The organism is Rhodococcus sp. ARC_M12 (assembly GCF_022810385.1).
GTDB lineage: Bacteria > Actinomycetota > Actinomycetes > Mycobacteriales > Mycobacteriaceae > Rhodococcoides > Rhodococcoides navarretei.
Map to the genome: position 1 here is coordinate 111255 of NZ_JALGQI010000005.1, position 13450 is coordinate 124704.

A 13450-nucleotide genomic window follows, 5' to 3' on the forward strand; every position below is an offset into this window, starting at 1 on the left:
GTCTGTGCAAGGACCGCGGTTCAACGCCCTGCAGATCGTTTTCGACCTTTTTTCGGACCGAATTCAGCTCGAGTACCCATGGCACGAAAAGCCCCGAGGCTGATTGCCTCGGGGCTTCGATCTCGACCGGACTGCCTACCGCAGAATGTCCCGGCGAACGATGGTTTCGTCGCGTCCCGGTCCCACGCCGATGCACGACATGTACGCACCCGAGAGCTCCTCGAGACGCAGCACGTAGTTCTGCGCGTTGATCGGCAGTTCCTCGAAGGTGCGGGCACCGGAGATGTCTTCCCACCAACCGGGCATCTCTTCGTAGATCGGCTTCGCGTGATGAAAACCGGTCTGTGTCATCGGCATCTCGTCGTGTCGCACACCATCCACGTCGTACGCGACACAGATCGGGACCGTGTCCAGGCTCGACAGCACGTCGAGCTTCGTCAGGAAGTAATCGGTGATGCCGTTGACGCGGGTGGCGTATCGCGCGATGACGGCATCGAACCAACCTGTGCGACGTCCGCGACCGGTGGTGACGCCCACCTCGCCGCCCTGCTTGGCCAGGTACTCACCGTGATTGTCGAACAGCTCCGTCGGGAACGGACCGGAGCCGACGCGAGTCGTGTACGCCTTCAGGATGCCGAGGACGGTCCCGATCTTGTTGGGCCCGATACCCGAACCGACCGATGCACCGCCGGCCGTCGGATTCGAGGACGTGACGTACGGGTAGGTGCCGTGATCGACGTCGAGCAGCGTGCCCTGCGATCCCTCGAGAAGAATGGTCTCGCCGCGCTCGAGGGCCAGGTTGAGCTGCAGCCTGGTATCGGTGATGCGGTGTTTGAAGCCCTCTGCTTGCTCGAGCACCTCGTCGACGACCTGCTGCGAATCCAACGCCCGCCGGTTGTAGATCTTCGAGAGCACCTGATTCTTGAATTCCAGAGCGGCCTCGACCTTTTGGGTCAAAATCTTCTCGTCGAGCACATCGGCGGCTCGGACTCCGACGCGGGCGATCTTGTCCTGGTAGCAGGGCCCGATGCCGCGGCCGGTGGTGCCGATCTTCTTGGCACCGAGGAAACGCTCGGTCACCTTGTCGATGGCCACGTGGTACGGCATGATCAGGTGCGCATCGGCACTGAGCAGCAGGTTCGTGGTATCGACGTCGCGCTTTTCGAGTCCGTCGAGCTCGGTGAGCAGCACACCGGGATCGACGACGACGCCGTTGCCGATGACGTTCTTCACGCCCGGGGTGAGGATTCCCGACGGAATCAGGTGCAATGCGAACTTGTCGCCGTTCGGCAGAACCACGGTGTGGCCGGCGTTGTTGCCGCCCTGGTAGCGAACTACCCACTGGAGGCGCTCACCGAAAAGGTCGGTGGCCTTGCCTTTGCCCTCGTCGCCCCACTGGGCGCCGATCAGGACTATCGCCGGCATGTGCTCTCCTACGTTGCTTTCGTGCGAGGACGTGCTGCAAGTTTTGCTCGGTCGAACGCAGCAGTCACCATCTGTCGCAGGCGCGACAGTGGCCGGGAGAACAGTCTAGCCGAGGCGGTGAGCTGGCCCGCATGCCGCTACGGTGGAGCCGAAACGAGGGCACTATGGTCGTTCGAGGGTTCACCGAAGATCTAGGAGCGCCGTGACACCGTTCGTTCTGCACTGCGGTAACCCGCCGCTGCCGATTACGCTGACCGACGTCCCGTTGCGCAACGCCGATGCCGTACCGACCGACGACGACTGCAGCGCGATCTTCGCCGACATCGAAGACGCTCCCGCACCCCGCATCATCGTGCTGGGCGACGACGCCTCGCTGGCTGCTGTGCTGACCAGACTGATGCGCACCGATCGCCTCCACGTCGAGGTCGCGTTCGTGCCGGACACCGCGACCAACGCAGCTCACATCTACAAGCTCGGCACCGGATCCCGCGCCGCGAAAGTCGCGCTGACCGGGAAAGCGTCGAGCACGCCCCTCATTCGCGACGACGCGGGCAAGGCCGTCGTCGGTCGAGCGTTCCTCGGCGGCGCGGGCGGTGAGGAACTCGAGGGCGAGGCCTACGTCGACGACACTCGCTTGTTCTCCGGGGTCGTACCAGGCGTCGAGGTGGCACCGACTCCTGAGCTGCCGGGTCTGCGTGCGCGCGTGATCAGCCGTCGACGCCTGCTACCTCGCCGCTGGGTGAGCGGACGCGCGATGCAGCTCGGCTCCCCCGCCGCAGACCTGATGCGCGACGGCGTCGCCGGCGACAGAACAGTGAAGAGGTCGACGTTCTACCGTCACCACCAGGAGTGGTTGCTGGTCCGATGACCGTTCCGTTGCGCCGCAGTCCCGTGCTGCCCAGCCCGGTGTTCGTGGCCGTTCTCGCCGTCGCCGGAGTGGGCGGTGCCCTCGCGTGGACGGCCGAGGACGTCACATCCGTCACCGCCCGCCTCGGTGTGTTCGTGTTGGTTCTCGCCGGCTGGATCGCCTCGGTGTGCCTGCACGAGTTCGGTCACGCGTACACCGCTTTCCGGGCCGGCGACCGGGAAGTCGAGCTCCGCGGCTATCTGACGCTCAACCCGCTGAAGTACACCCACCCGTTGCTCTCGATCGTGCTGCCGGTGTTGTTCATCGCGATCGGCGGGATCGGGCTGCCCGGCGGGGCCGTGTACCTCCGGACCGGTCAGTTCTCCGCGTCGACGCAGCGGCGCATCGCCCTAGCCGGACCGTTCGCCAATGCCGTTCTCGCCGTGATACTCCTGATCGTCATTCGAATCTTCGGCACCGACGGCACCCATCAGGCCTTCTGGTACGGGCTCAGCTTTCTGGCGTTCCTGCAGATCATGGCCACGATCCTGAACCTGATTCCGGTACCGGGACTCGATGGATACGCCGCACTCGAGCCCTCGCTCTCGCCTGCCACCCGTGCGTCGCTGAACCAGTTCAAGGTTTACGGAATCCTCGTTCTCGTCGCGTTACTGTTCGTGCCCGCAGTCAACTCCGCATTCTTCGGGGCCATCTATACCCTGTTCGGGCTGTCCGGTGTGCCCGAGTTCTTCGCCGGCAACGGCAACTACCTGATGCGGTTCTGGCTGTAACTGTGCTTCGTGCGGAAGCCGCGGGAAAGACTGCACGATATCGACCGCGATCGACGGGATTCCGTCGCTTCCGAAAAGTTGTGTGCAGTGTTTCCCGACTGTCGGTACCGGGACGCATAATTCCGCCATGACGACGTGGAACGAGTTCTCGACAGCCGCCCCGAACCTGGCCTCGGCGGTACACGCCAGATTCACCGCCAACAAGCATCATGTTCTCGCGACATTGAGAGCAGACGGTTCACCGCGCGTGAGCGGAACCGAAGTGGAGTTCGACGCCGGCGGTGTGCTGCGCCTCGGTTCGATGCTCGGGGCCGTCAAAGCGCGGGATCTGCAGCGCGACGGCCGGTTCGCGCTGCATAGCAACCCGGGGCACCATTCGATGGAGGGCGGAGATGCGAAGATCGGCGGACGCGCAGTCGAGATCACCGATCCTGCTGTGCTGCAACCGATATTCGACGCATCACCGGGCGAGCTGGTGCCGTATCACGTGTTCGACCTCGACATCACCGAGGTCGTGCTGACATCGCTGGTGGACGATCACATGCAGATCGACGTGTGGCGTCCTGGCTCCGCGGTGCGCACCGTCACCAGGTGAGCTCTTCTTTGCAGGTCCGCCCGTGAGCCGCCGGTTCGACCTGCACCGTGGCGTGGTCGAGGCCGTAGGTGGACAGCAACGACCGGGCTCGATCGAGCACCATCGACGACGAGCCCTCGCACTCGAGGTGCACTGTGGCCACGTCCATTCCGGTGGTCAGCGTCCACACGTGCAGGTCGTGAACTCCCGTCACCCCCGGTAGAGCGCTCAAGTCGCCGGTCAACGCGTCCACGTCGACGTCCGCCGGACTCGCTTGCGTGAGAATGCGCAGCGCCGAGCCGGCGAGCTTGATTGCACGCGGGATCACCCAGAGGGAGATCAGAACGCCGACGACGATGTCTGCCCAGGTCCACCCGAACACGACCATCAGCACGCCGGCCACGAGCACACCGACACTGCCGACCGCATCGGCCAGAACTTCCATGTATGCACCGCGGACGGCCAGGGAATCCTTGGCGTCACCGCGAATGAGCAGCATGACGACGATGTTGGCGGCGAGACCGGCCGACGCGGTGAGAATGAGTGGCACGCCAGGTATTTCGGGAGCATCACCGATGCGCGAGATCGCCTCGTACATGATGAATGCCGCAACGCCGAGCAGCAGAACGGCATTCGCGATGGCCGTCAATACCTCTGCTCGATGCCAGCCGAATGTTCTTGCCGCTACGGCACTTCCCTTGCGGGCGAGCATCAGGGCGATCAGACCCATCGACATGCCGAGTACATCGGTGAGCATGTGGCCAGCATCGGCCAGCAGGCCGAGCGAGCCGATTGCCACGGCGACGGTGGCCTCGACGACGAGGAACACCACCAGAATCGCCAGCGCGATGACCATCTTGCGCACGCGGGATCGGGGCGGCCCCGCACCTGCGGGCGAGTGACCGCCCACGCCGTGATTGTGCCCGTGGCCCGCGCCCATGACTCCCCCTGGTGACCGATGTCGACTTCCGGAAGTCACCATATGCGTACATACGCATATATGCAATGGTGTGTTCGGGTCACAACTCCGGTGGGACGTGCGGGTGCTTCACCGTCGGCGGCAGCGTCGCCAACGCGGAAATACGCTTGAGGCCCGCGACCTGCAGTAGGTCGACGATGATCGACCGCAGCTGCGCCAGGACCACCGTCGCCGACAGACCGGCGTTCGAGATCAGCTCCGGCTTGGCACCGGCCGCAACCGATCGCAACACTCGTGCCGCCTCTGCCGCATCCGGCTTCTGCCCCGGGTCGGCGAGAATCATCTGCCGCAGCACCTCGACCGCATGCGCCAGCTTCTCCACCTCGTCGACGACGCGCGGATCGAGGATCTCGTCGTCGCGCACCAACGTCAGCGACCGTCGCGCGAGCACCCGAATGTTGCGGACGGCGTTGTCGATCGGATCGGCCGTGGCCGCGAGCGCCGCCAGACGATTGCGGTGATTCCAGTACATCGGCGAAATTCGCGCGATCTCCCGGCCGCCCTTGAGATCGGTACGCAGAGCATCGATACCCGATTGCGTCGCACGCGCCTTGCGCAACGCCTCCTCGATCGGTTTGGGATCGTTCGCCACCAAACCGTCGGCCACCTTCTGCAACACACTCGCAGCCGTCGCCAACACGCTCGCCGCATCCTTGCGGGCCCGCCACACCGGATGTGTCGGGATCAACGCCACGATCGCGATGCCCACCAAACCACCGACCAACGCGTCGACCATGCGGTTGGGGCCACCCATGTTGCCGGGCGGAATGAGTGTCGCCACCAGCACAGCGGACGACCCGGCCTGCATCGCGATGATCGGCCCGCCGTCGAGGAACACCGCAGCCGACATGGCCAACACGACCACAAGCGCGATCTGCCACGGCCCACTGCCGATCAGCGAGATGAGCAGATCTCCGACGCCGATGCCCACCGTCACTCCGACGACGAGCTCGGCCGATCTGCGCAGCCGAGCACCGAGCGAGACGCCGAGGGAGACCACCGCGGCGATCGGCGCGAAGAACGGGCTCTCGTGGCCGACGATGTCCGTCGCGACGAACCACGCCACACCTGCCGCCAATGCGCACTGAATGATCGGCAGCAGCGACAACTTCAGCCGAGCAGTGCCCGACTTCAGCCGGGTCCGGCCCCGCGCCCGGCTGGCGCGGGTTCGATCAGCCCAGGCCGAGCGCTTCTGCTGCCTTGGGGTCACAGTCTTCGAGGAGGTCGAGGCAGCGGGCGTACTCGTCGTGCTCGTTGATGTCGCGGGCCGCCTTGGCGAGGACTGCGACACATCGGAGGAATCCGCGGTTGGGCTCATGGCTGTACGGGACCGGCCCGAATCCCTTCCATCCATTACGACGCAACTGGTCCAGGCCTCGGTGGTAGCCGGTACGCGCGTAGGCGTACGCAGTGATGGTGGCACCCGACTCGAGCGCGGCCTCGGCCAGATAGGCCCACGCGATGGACGCCGTCGGATGTGCAGCCGCGACCGTTTCGGGAGCCTCGTGGTTCAGCAGCGCGGATTCGGCCTCGTCGTCGCCGGGCAACAGTGTGGGTTGGGGTCCGAGCAGATCACCGAAAGAAGTCATGGCGCTCATTGTGCCCCTACGTCACCGAATCGTGTCCGAACACCCCCGGAACGCTCGCGCTGGGCCGCGGACACGGTCGATAGGCTGCCAGCTGACGAAATCGAGAACATTTGGGTTTTCGGAAGAATTCGGTGAACGAGGGAGAACGCATGCCGGACGAGAAGAAGAAGGCGCCCTCCGAGGCCGACGCAGCCACCGAGAAGATCGATCTGGGCAAGAAGAAACAGGCCGACCAGACCGCAGGAACCCCTGCCGAGGACGCGGCAACCGAGAAGATGGACGCGGTGCCTGCCGACGCCACCCCGGACCGGGGAACCGAGCCGACCGCACAATCGCCGGTGGAACCGTCCGCGAGGCCGACCGCGGCACCGCGTCGCATCCCGCCGAGAAACCCGTCGAACGCGCCGGAGAAGAAAGCGCCTGCAGCTGTGCCGCAGCCGGTCGGCCCTCGAAAGATCGAGCCGCAGCAGGCCGGGCCCAAGCAGGTCGGTCCCCAGCGCGTCGGGCGGTCGCCGACAGAGTCCGGCAAGCCGAGTCACAAGAAGTGGTGGGCGGCGCTGATAGGTGCTGTTGTCGTGATCGCGGCAGTGGCCGCCGGTGCGTACGTGCTGATCGACCGCACGAGCGTCGAGGACTCCCCCGAGGCCCGGATCAGGACGACCGTCGAGACGTTCACCCGAGCATTGGCCGGCGGCGACCTCGCGACGCTACGCAGCACCTCGTGCGGTGATCTGGCGGCCTTCTACCGAGACATCCCGGACGCCGAATTCGCCGACGTTCATCGAGTCTCGCTGGAGCAGGGCAACATACCGACCCTCGACAGCATCGACGCCATCCAGGTCGGCGACGACACCACCGCGATCGCCCAGGTGATCGCGCACACCGACGCCAACCCGAACGATCGATCGCCGCGCACCTTCGACCTGCGCCTCGAAGGCGATCAGTGGAAGGTGTGCAGCTGACGCTGCATGTGCACGGAACTTCGTAGCCCACTACGAAGTTCCGTTCACATGCGGCGAAGCCGCTCTATCCCGCGGAAACGCTGCGACCTGCGGACTTGAGATCGTTGCAGGCCTCGACGACGCGGGCCGTCATGCCGGCCTCTGCCTTCTTGAGGTAGCTGCGCGGGTCGTAGGCCTTCTTGTTTCCGACCTCGCCGTCGATCTTGAGCACACCGTCGTAGTTGGAGAAGAAGTGTCCGGCGATGGGGCGGCTGAACGCGTACTGGGTGTCGGTGTCGACGTTCATCTTCACCGTTCCGTATTCCAGCGCCTCTTCGATCTCGCTCTTCGCCGAGCCGGATCCGCCGTGGAAGACGAAATCGAACGGCTTGGAACCCGAGGCCAGACCCAGCTTCTCCGACGCGACCCGCTGGCCGTCTGCCAGCACCGACGGCTTCAGCTTGACGTTGCCCGGCTTGTAGACGCCGTGCACGTTGCCGAACGTCGCCGCCAGCAGGTAGCGCGAACCGGCGTCGCCGGCACCGAGGGCCTCGACGGTCTTGAGAAAGTCCTCGTTCGACGTGTACAGCTTGTCGTTGATCTCGGCCTCGACGCCGTCTTCCTCGCCGCCGACGACACCGATTTCGATCTCCAGGATGATCTTCGCCGCCGCTGCGCGGGCCAGCAGGTCCTTGGCGATCTCCAGGTTCTCGTCGATCGGAACGGCCGAGCCGTCCCACATGTGCGACTGGAACAGCGGGTTCTTACCGGCGTCGACGCGTTCCTGCGAGATCGCGAGCAGCGGACGCACGTAGGTGTCCAGCTTGTCCTTGGGGCAGTGGTCGGTGTGCAGAGCGATGGTGACGTCGTACTCGGCGGCTACGACGTGCGCGAACTCGGCGAGTGCGACAGCGCCCGTGACCATGCTCTTGATACCGAGTCCGGATCCGAATTCGGCTCCGCCGGTCGAGAACTGAATGATGCCGTCGCTACCCGCGTCGGCGAAGCCCTTGATGGCGGCGTTGATGGACTCGGAACCCACACAGTTGATTGCCGGAAAGGCGAACTTGTGTTCCTTCGCCCGGCCCAGCATCTCGGCGTAGACCTCGGGAGTTGCGATAGGCACGGCGTCATTCCTCCATTGAAAAGTTCGATTGTGTCCAGTGCAGTATGGCAACCCCCGGGCTCGGTGTCGTGCGTACCCGCTTCCCCGAGGTCGTTCCGCTGGCTCCACTCCCGCATCCCCGAGGTCGTTCCGCAGGCTCCACTCCCGCATCCCCGAGGTCGTTCCGCTGGGAGAACACGCCATCGCATTCACAGCCGCACCTCATCATCTGTTCAGGACTTACGAGTTTCGGCCGGTAGTGTGGGCGCGGTGAGTCTCCTAGCTGCCTCGGACACGATGACGACGAACCTGGCTCTGTTGCCCGGATTCCTCGACCCGGTGAACCTGCTCAACTCCTTCGGTCATTGGGTGTTGATCGGGCTGCTGCTGGTGGTCTTCATCGAGTCGGGGTTGCTCTTCCCGCTGCTCCCGGGCGATTCCCTGCTGTTCACGGCGGGGTTGATCGCGGCCTCGAAGTCCACCGAGATCGAGCCGTTCGCGTCGATCTGGACTCTCGTCATACTGATCCCGATCGCGGCCATCCTCGGCGATCAGGTCGGCTATCTCATCGGCACGAAGGGTGGCGCTGCCCTCTTCAAGAGCAACGATTCGCGATTCTTCAAGAAGAAGTACATCGACGAATCGCACATATTCTTCGAGAAGCACGGCCCGATCACCATCATCCTGGCCCGCTTCGTGCCGATCGTGCGCACGTTCGCGCCGGTCGTCGCCGGTGCGTCGCACATGAAGTACTCGCTGTTCCTGACCTACAACGTCGTCGGCGGCGTCCTCTGGGGCGCGGGCGTGACGGTGCTGGGGTACCTGCTCGGGCAGATCGCCTTCATCCGTGACCACGTCGACATCATTTTCCTCCTCATCGTCGCCGTCTCCGTCCTCCCGATCGTCATCGAGGTCGGCAAGCGCATGGTCAAGGCCCGCAAGACTCCACTCGGGGAGGCCACCGACGTGATCGAGGCACACTCCCCGGAAACCAAGTCCTGATCGAGATCTTCCGAAAGTGATCGAGTCCATGTCGTCGATTACCACTGCGCTGCCGAGCGTGTCCGTTCAGGCGGTCGGCAGTTTCGGTCCGCTGGAGACGGCAGGCCCGCTCGTCGTGTGGATCATCGTGATGACGTTCGTGTTCATCGAATGCGCGGTGATCATCGGGTTGTTCCTGCCCGGAGATTCGATGCTGATCACGGCCGGAATCGTGATGGCGACCCATGCGTCGGGCACCGGTCACATCTGGGCGCTGTCGCTCGGTGCGATGGTCGCTGCCATCGCAGGCAACCAGGTGGGGTACTCGATCGGTCACCGAACCGGCTCGACGCTGGTGGCCCGCAAGAACGGCAAGTACCTCAACACCAAGAACCTGCACAAGGTCAATCTCCTGCTCGAGAAGCACGGCTTCTGGGCGGTGCTGGTCGCGCGGTGGATTCCCTGGGTGCGCACCCTGTGCCCGCTGGTCGCAGGTGCCGCGAAGATGGATCACCGCAAGTACACGATCGCCAGCACCCTCGGTGCCATCATCTGGGCTCCGGTGCTGCTACTGATCGGGTTCTACTTCGGCTCGTTCATCCAGGGAATCCCGTGGCTGATGCCCGCCGTCCTGATCAGCATGGTCGTGCTGCTGGTCGTCGGAACCGGACTCGGTATCTGGCAGTACCGCAAGGAAATGGCCCGACCCGAAGAGACCATCGAGGTCGAAGAGGTACTCGAGTAGGCGGTCCGGGTATCCGGCTGTTCTAGAAGCCGGCAGCTGCGACGCGGTAGGCCGCTTCCATGAGCATCCAGCCACCGAGTTGCACCGAGAGGTCGCGCTCGGGCACATCGGACGGTCGGACGGTTCCCTCGGTGAACGTGGCGATGTGCAGGCCTTGCCCCGGGAAACGGGCCTCGCGGGTCCAGTCGGCTCCGAACAGCGGGTTGTCCTCCACTTCGAGGCGGTTCTCCCACGCCGACTCGGCCGAGTTCAGCACGATCGCCGCTGCGAGTTCGCGTGCTCGATCGTCGGCGTCCGAGTCTCCGGGTAACTCCACCGCGACCATCGCCAGGTAACGCGCGAGGATGGGGTTGAACAGGCCGCCGTCTCCCCCACCGCCGCCGGTGATGACGAGGTTGCGGGTCAGGTGATTGTCGACGGCGTCGACCAGAGCATGGACTCGCTCGGCGTGCCTGGGTTCACCGAGTCGAACGGCGAGTTCGGTCTCGAGGCCCAACGTGACGCCTTGGCAGTAGCTGTATACGGCGCGTTCCATCTCACCGGGCTTTCCGGCGTCGACGAGTGCGCGGGTGGAGTGCATCCCGTCGAGAATCAGCCCCGTGCGCTCGTCTTTGAGGGTGCGGTCCATCCAGTCGGCCATCTCCTGGGCACGCCACAGCCGACCGGTACGCGCCAGCATGATCGCGGCCGGACCGTTGGCTGGTGCGTTGTAGAAGTCGGACTTCTTGCGCCACGGAATGCCACCACCCTCGGCCGGGGCCCAGGCGTCGAACAACTCCGTCTCGATCTGCTGGATGCCGCCGCGATTGCCGACGAAGTGCTGCCGCTGCGCGCGTTCGAGCGCCAACCCGAGCCACGCCATGTCGTCGTAGTAGTTGTTGGTCCAGCCGGTGACGTTGCGGGTTCGGTGCGCTCGGGTGATCTTGTTCAATCGCCGACGGCGCTTGGCCGTGAGGTCGCGATCTGCGGCGTCGACCGCGCAGTCGAGCAGGTGGGCCTGCCACCAGTAGTGCCAGCGTAGGAACGCCCGTTCCTTGCGAATCGGTGGCCAGGCGACGACACCCAACGTCGTACCCGGTAGCCCCCACAGCCGACGCATGTGCCGTGCGACGACGGCCCCCTCCGCAGCGTCCGCACGCTGCGACCACAACTCTTGCATATGGACAATCCTGCCACTACCGTTGCCGATTCGTTACATCCCGCCCCGGAATCGATGCGGGCTCACCACGCAGCGCCCAGGTCCGCGTGCCGCCGAATCCACGAGTGCATGGCAATTCCGGCGGCAACACCGGCATTGATGCTGCGAGTGGAACCGAATTGGGCGATCGATACCGTCATCGACGCCGAGTCGCGGGCACTGTCGGTGACGCCCGGTCCTTCCTGGCCGAAGAGCAGCAAGCAATGGCGCGGCAACTCCGCCGTCTCGATCGGCACCGACCCGGGGGTGTTGTCGACGGCAACGACCACGAGGCCCGCGTCCGCCGCGAACGCCATCAGTTCCTCCACCGAATCGTGGTGATGGATGTGCTGGTAACGATCGGTGACCATCGCGCCGCGACGGTTCCATCGACGCCGCCCGACGATGTGTACCGCCTGTGCCGCGAAGGCATTCGCGGTGCGCACCACCGTGCCGATGTTGGCGTCGTTGGTGAAGTTCTCGATCGCCACGTGCAGCGAATGCCGTCGGGTGTCGATGTCGGCGACGATCGCCTCGCGTCGCCAGTAGCGATATGCGTCGACGACGTTGCGGCGGTCACCGCCGGCGAGCAGTTCCGGATCCAACCGCGGATCGTCGGGTGGCGGTTCTGCGTGGGTGTCGGCCCACGGTCCGACACCGTGGGTGTGCTCGCCCCACTCGGTGGGTCCCGCGTCCTCCGGCAGAGAGTTGCTGTCGCCGCTCAATAGACTTCGTTGCTGTCCGGTGCGATGCGGAAGCCGTGTCCGGTCGCATCGTCGACGCACGAGATGCCGTTCTCCGCGGACGTGCAGGTGAAGCCGTTTCCGGCGATGGTCGCACCCACCGCCAGCGGTGGATCGATCGTGTCCCCACCCGAGGTGTACACCACGCCGCCGGAGCACATGAACGACGCCGGACCGTCGTTGGTGACACGAATTCCGTTGCCCCAGTTGATCATGCAATCCTCGGGCTTCGGCGGAACCGGAGTGGTGGTGCCCTGGCACCCGGCTTCGGTGCGGGTGGACAGCGGCACGATGCCGCACTGGAACAGACCGTCGGGAGAACTGAAGTAGTACGCGCCGCCGATGGGGGCGTACGTCGTCTGCGGTTCCGCGGTGGGCGGCGGAGGCTCGACCGGAGGCGGTGGCGGCGGGAGCGCTTCTTCCGTGGTCGTCACCGGCGCGGGGGTGGTGGTTTCGGTCGTGGCTGTCGGCGCGAGGGTGGTGGTCGACGCAGGCGACGGGGGCTGGGCAGCGGACTCACTGCTGCACCCGGTGAGAACGAGCGCCGTACCGGCCCCGATCACCACCAACCAGGCTCGAAACCTACCCATGTGCCGTGCTCTGCTCGAACCCCACGTACTCAGCATGAAAAACCCCGACCCACCTTCCGACACCGATCACTCCGACGACCGACGATACCGGCGCACCGCCGGCATCGTTCGGCGAGAGGTTCTAGGTGTGGCTCAGGCGCCGGTTGACCTCACGAGTGAGCCAAGCGGGCGAGAATCGTGACCCGAGCGAGAGCGCCTTGGACGGCAGGCCGACCGGGAAATGCACCTTGTGCAACCGGCGCTTCACCGGACGGGTCGCGTCGAAGATCGCGTCGGACACATCCTTGACGGTGAGCTTGATACCCAACGAGCTCGTCGTGCCCGTCGAGACACCCTGGGTCATCGCCGTCTGGACGAACAGCGGCCACATGGCCTTGACCGCGATGTCGTACTTGCTCCACTCGAGATCCAATGCCTCGGTGATGCCGCGCACCGCGAACTTGGACGCGCCGTAGGTCACCAACTCGGGCTGACCGTAGATGGCCGACGCCGAGCACAGGTTGACGACCTGAGCACCGGCCGTGTCCCTCAAATACGGGAAGGCGGCGTGAGTGCCGTAGATGACGCCGTTGAAGTTGATGTCGATCTGACGACGGTGCACCGACAGCGGCATGTCCTCGAAGGCACCCGCGGCGAGAATTCCGGCGTTGTTGATCAGAATGTCGAGTCGACCGTCACCCTCACCGACGAACTCCTTCAACCGGGTTTCCCACTGGTCGGAGTCGGTTACATCCAAGGTGCCGGTGACCACCCGGCCGCTGAGCGAAGCAGCTTCCTTGCCGAGCGATGCCAAGCCGGTCTCGTCGATGTCGTACGCACCGACGAGGTAGCCGTTGGCAGCGAACTTGAGAGCAGTTGCGCGGCCGATGCCGGCTGCAGCGCCTGAGATGAAGACAGTTGGTCGAGTCACATCGATCACCGTACATGTAACCCTACTTACCGGTAACCCCTATCGTCGAATAT

Annotated in this window: 15 protein-coding genes; 6 read left to right on the plus strand and 9 right to left on the minus strand. The window is 64.8% G+C overall.

Features of this window, described 5'->3' with window-relative positions:
* Positions 1-135: 135 nt before the first annotated feature.
* Entirely contained in the window at positions 136-1425 is a 1290-nt protein-coding gene (locus tag MTX35_RS08500; protein WP_243594547.1) for an adenylosuccinate synthase, read from the minus strand.
* A 202-nt stretch (positions 1426-1627) separates the two neighbouring features.
* Between MTX35_RS08500 and MTX35_RS08505 the strand changes: the two genes are divergently transcribed.
* The 3 genes from MTX35_RS08505 to MTX35_RS08515 all read left to right on the plus strand — a co-directional run bounded on the left by MTX35_RS08505 (position 1628) and on the right by MTX35_RS08515 (position 3658).
* Entirely contained in the window at positions 1628-2293 is a 666-nt protein-coding gene (locus MTX35_RS08505; protein WP_243594548.1) for a hypothetical protein, read from the plus strand.
* Positions 2290-3063, plus strand: coding sequence for a site-2 protease family protein (locus MTX35_RS08510; RefSeq protein ID WP_243594549.1), 774 nt, complete (start codon positions 2290-2292; stop codon positions 3061-3063). Before MTX35_RS08505 ends, MTX35_RS08510 begins: the two co-directional genes overlap by 4 nt.
* 127 nt (positions 3064-3190) lie before the next feature.
* Positions 3191-3658 (plus strand): pyridoxamine 5'-phosphate oxidase family protein, encoded by a 468-nt coding sequence (locus tag MTX35_RS08515; protein WP_243594550.1) that lies wholly within the window; start codon positions 3191-3193, stop codon positions 3656-3658.
* On the opposite strand, the gene MTX35_RS08520 is transcribed toward MTX35_RS08515, so the two are convergent.
* From MTX35_RS08520 to MTX35_RS08530, 3 genes are all read right to left on the minus strand, one after another.
* Positions 3648-4577, minus strand: coding sequence for a cation diffusion facilitator family transporter (locus MTX35_RS08520; RefSeq protein ID WP_243594551.1), 930 nt, complete (start codon positions 4575-4577; stop codon positions 3648-3650). The genes MTX35_RS08515 and MTX35_RS08520 overlap by 11 nt on opposite strands.
* Before the next feature lie 79 nt (positions 4578-4656).
* On the minus strand, positions 4657-5724 hold the full coding sequence (locus MTX35_RS08525) for an aromatic acid exporter family protein (RefSeq protein WP_374230263.1): 1068 nt from the start codon (positions 5722-5724) through the stop codon (positions 4657-4659).
* A 64-nt stretch (positions 5725-5788) separates the two neighbouring features.
* A complete protein-coding gene (locus MTX35_RS08530) occupies positions 5789-6205 on the minus strand; it encodes a DUF3151 domain-containing protein (RefSeq protein ID WP_032397398.1) in 417 nt (138 codons plus the stop codon).
* A 149-nt stretch (positions 6206-6354) separates the two neighbouring features.
* Here MTX35_RS08530 and MTX35_RS08535 point away from each other — a divergent pair, with 149 nt between their 5' ends.
* On the plus strand, positions 6355-7167 hold the full coding sequence (locus MTX35_RS08535; RefSeq protein WP_243594552.1) for a hypothetical protein: 813 nt from the start codon (positions 6355-6357) through the stop codon (positions 7165-7167).
* Positions 7168-7231: 64 nt separating this feature from the next.
* Here the strand turns inward: MTX35_RS08535 and fbaA are convergent, their stop codons facing one another.
* Positions 7232-8272, minus strand: a complete 1041-nt coding sequence (gene fbaA / locus MTX35_RS08540) for a class II fructose-bisphosphate aldolase (RefSeq protein WP_243594553.1) — start codon at positions 8270-8272, stop codon at positions 7232-7234.
* A 276-nt stretch (positions 8273-8548) separates the two neighbouring features.
* Between fbaA and MTX35_RS08545 the strand changes: the two genes are divergently transcribed.
* Both MTX35_RS08545 and MTX35_RS08550 read left to right on the plus strand, forming a co-directional pair.
* Positions 8549-9253: a VTT domain-containing protein gene (locus MTX35_RS08545; protein ID WP_243594699.1), complete on the plus strand. Its 705-nt coding sequence runs from the start codon at positions 8549-8551 to the stop codon at positions 9251-9253.
* A gap of 28 nt (positions 9254-9281) precedes the next feature.
* Positions 9282-9977, plus strand: coding sequence for a DedA family protein (locus MTX35_RS08550; protein WP_243594554.1), 696 nt, complete (start codon positions 9282-9284; stop codon positions 9975-9977).
* Positions 9978-9999: 22 nt separating this feature from the next.
* Here the strand turns inward: MTX35_RS08550 and MTX35_RS08555 are convergent, their stop codons facing one another.
* From MTX35_RS08555 to MTX35_RS08570, 4 genes are all read right to left on the minus strand, one after another.
* Entirely contained in the window at positions 10000-11136 is a 1137-nt protein-coding gene (locus tag MTX35_RS08555) for a glycoside hydrolase family 76 protein (RefSeq protein ID WP_243594555.1), read from the minus strand.
* A 62-nt stretch (positions 11137-11198) separates the two neighbouring features.
* A complete protein-coding gene (locus tag MTX35_RS08560; protein WP_243594556.1) occupies positions 11199-11879 on the minus strand; it encodes a TrmH family RNA methyltransferase in 681 nt (226 codons plus the stop codon).
* A complete protein-coding gene (locus tag MTX35_RS08565) occupies positions 11876-12487 on the minus strand; it encodes a DUF6636 domain-containing protein (protein ID WP_243594557.1) in 612 nt (203 codons plus the stop codon). Before MTX35_RS08565 ends, MTX35_RS08560 begins: the two co-directional genes overlap by 4 nt.
* Positions 12488-12608: 121 nt before the next feature.
* Entirely contained in the window at positions 12609-13397 is a 789-nt protein-coding gene (locus MTX35_RS08570; protein ID WP_243594558.1) for an SDR family oxidoreductase, read from the minus strand.
* Between the last annotated feature and the right edge of the window lie 53 nt (positions 13398-13450).

Bases quoted from the DNA above. Each gene is read 5' to 3' on its own strand.
- MTX35_RS08550 (WP_243594554.1), top strand. From the start codon at position 9,282: ATGTCGTCGATTACCACTGCGCTGCCGAGCGTGTCCGTTCAGGCGGTC.
- MTX35_RS08545 (WP_243594699.1), top strand. From the start codon at position 8,549: ATGACGACGAACCTGGCTCTGTTGCCCGGATTCCTCGACCCGGTGAAC.
- MTX35_RS08535 (WP_243594552.1), top strand. From the start codon at position 6,355: ATGCCGGACGAGAAGAAGAAGGCGCCCTCCGAGGCCGACGCAGCCACC.
- MTX35_RS08530 (WP_032397398.1), bottom strand. From the start codon at position 6,205: ATGACTTCTTTCGGTGATCTGCTCGGACCCCAACCCACACTGTTGCCC.
- MTX35_RS08500 (WP_243594547.1), bottom strand. From the start codon at position 1,425: ATGCCGGCGATAGTCCTGATCGGCGCCCAGTGGGGCGACGAGGGCAAA.
- MTX35_RS08555 (WP_243594555.1), bottom strand. From the start codon at position 11,136: ATGCAAGAGTTGTGGTCGCAGCGTGCGGACGCTGCGGAGGGGGCCGTC.
- MTX35_RS08515 (WP_243594550.1), top strand. From the start codon at position 3,191: ATGACGACGTGGAACGAGTTCTCGACAGCCGCCCCGAACCTGGCCTCG.
- MTX35_RS08565 (WP_243594557.1), bottom strand. From the start codon at position 12,487: ATGGGTAGGTTTCGAGCCTGGTTGGTGGTGATCGGGGCCGGTACGGCG.
- MTX35_RS08510 (WP_243594549.1), top strand. From the start codon at position 2,290: ATGACCGTTCCGTTGCGCCGCAGTCCCGTGCTGCCCAGCCCGGTGTTC.
- MTX35_RS08520 (WP_243594551.1), bottom strand. From the start codon at position 4,577: ATGGGCGCGGGCCACGGGCACAATCACGGCGTGGGCGGTCACTCGCCC.